Genomic DNA, 1,673 nt, shown 5'->3' with positions numbered 1-1,673 from the left:
TGGCCCACAACTGCCGGCTGCGGGAGCTGCGGCGGCGGTACGGCAGCGTCGACGAGGAACGCTGGCGACGAACCGCGGCACCGATCGACGTGGGCCGGGAGGTGAACCTGCGGGGGCTGCCGGACCGTGTCGTCGCGGAGATCGTCGTCGGCCTGCAGCAGCGGGTCCGTGACGGCGCGCGCACCTGCTACTACAAGCTCCGCCCGTTCTGCGACCTCCTGCGCGAGCGCCAGGTCGCCGCGGTCGAGGACCTGCCCGTCGAGGGGCTGCACGGCCTGAACCGCCAGCTGCGCACCACGATCGTCCGGGACTGCGAACGTGCACGCATGTCCCCGGAGAGCGAGCGCCACAAGGACAGCTGGGACCTGCTGGCCTTCGGGCAGACCGGTTGGCTGTACTTCACCAAGATCAGTCAGTCCTGGCTGCGCGAGGCAGCCAAGCAGTGGGCGCTGGACGACATGCCGCGCCGCCGCGGCAGCAACGTCGGCACCGCCGTCCAGGCCCACATCCGCGCCCTGAACCGCCTGTCGGAGAGCCTGCGGCTGCAGCGCCCCGACCGCGGCGAGCACCTGGCGCTCCTGGGGCGCGAGGACATCGTCGCCTACCTGAACCGCATGGCCTACCTCGAGCACCAGGGGGAGATCACCCTCAAGACCCGGCGGGAGCACTGCGTGAACCTGCGCAGGATGCTGGCGCGGATGCGGGCGATGGGCCTCGCCCGCCCGGACCGGGTCCTGCACCGGCTGCCGGACGACTTCGCGCTGGGAGTGGACGACGTGCCCACCGTCCCGGACGAGGACGAAGTCGGGCACGACCTGCCGGTCGAGGTCATGCAGGCCCTGTGCGCGCACCTGCCGTTGCTGGAGCAGGGCCACGACCGCGAGATCCGGCTCGCTGTCGAGCTGGTCATCGACACCGGGCGCCGCCCGGTGGAGATCTGCCGGCTGGCCTTCGACTGCCTGGAGCGCGACGGGGCGGGCAAGCCGGTGCTGGTCTACGACAACTTCAAGTCCCACCGTTACGGGCGGCGCCTGCCGATCGCCGAGGCGACCGCCGGCCTGATCACCGCCCAGCAGGACCGGGTGCGCGCCACCTACCCGGACACACCGCGCGGCCGCCTCAAGCTCATGCCGACGTCCTACCGCTGCCTGGACGGCACCCGCCCCATGAGCGTCGAGCGTCTGCAGGCCGCGCACCGGGCCTGGGTCGTCAGCCTGCCACCGCTGCGGCTGCCGACCAAGGTCGAGGTCGACGGGCAGCCCGTCACACACCTGCTGGACTTCGACAAGAACAAGATCTTCCTCTACGCCTACCGCCACAGCTACGCCCAGCGGCACGCCGACGCCGGCGTGCCCGCGGACGTCCTGCAGCAACTCATGGACCACGAGCAAGCCGTCACCACCCAGCAGTACTACCGGGTCGGTGAACAGCGCCGCCGCGAAGCCGTCGAACGGGTCACCGCGATGCAGTTCGACCGCCACGGCAACCGGGTCTGGCGCACCGTCAAGGCCTTGCTGGACACCGAGCGCCTACGCCGGGCCGTCGGGGAAGTCGCCGTCCCGTACGGGCTGTGCAGCGAACCGTCCAACGTCGCCGCGGGCGGCCACGACTGCCCGGTCCGCTTCCGCTGCGTGGGCTGCGGCCACTTCAGCACCGACGTCTCCTACCTTCCC

General features: G+C 71.4%; 1 protein-coding gene. It reads left to right on the top strand.

Annotation, left to right across the window (positions count from 1 at the left end; genetic code table 11):
- Positions 1–1,673: tyrosine-type recombinase/integrase (locus ACH4J0_RS43175; RefSeq protein ID WP_396246658.1), on the top strand; the 1,673-nt coding region annotated here is incomplete at both ends.

Source organism: Kitasatospora sp. NPDC017646 (genome assembly GCF_044329365.1).
In the GTDB taxonomy this organism is placed as follows: Bacteria; Actinomycetota; Actinomycetes; order Streptomycetales; family Streptomycetaceae; genus Kitasatospora.
This window is presented reverse-complemented; position numbering and strand designations above follow the sequence as displayed.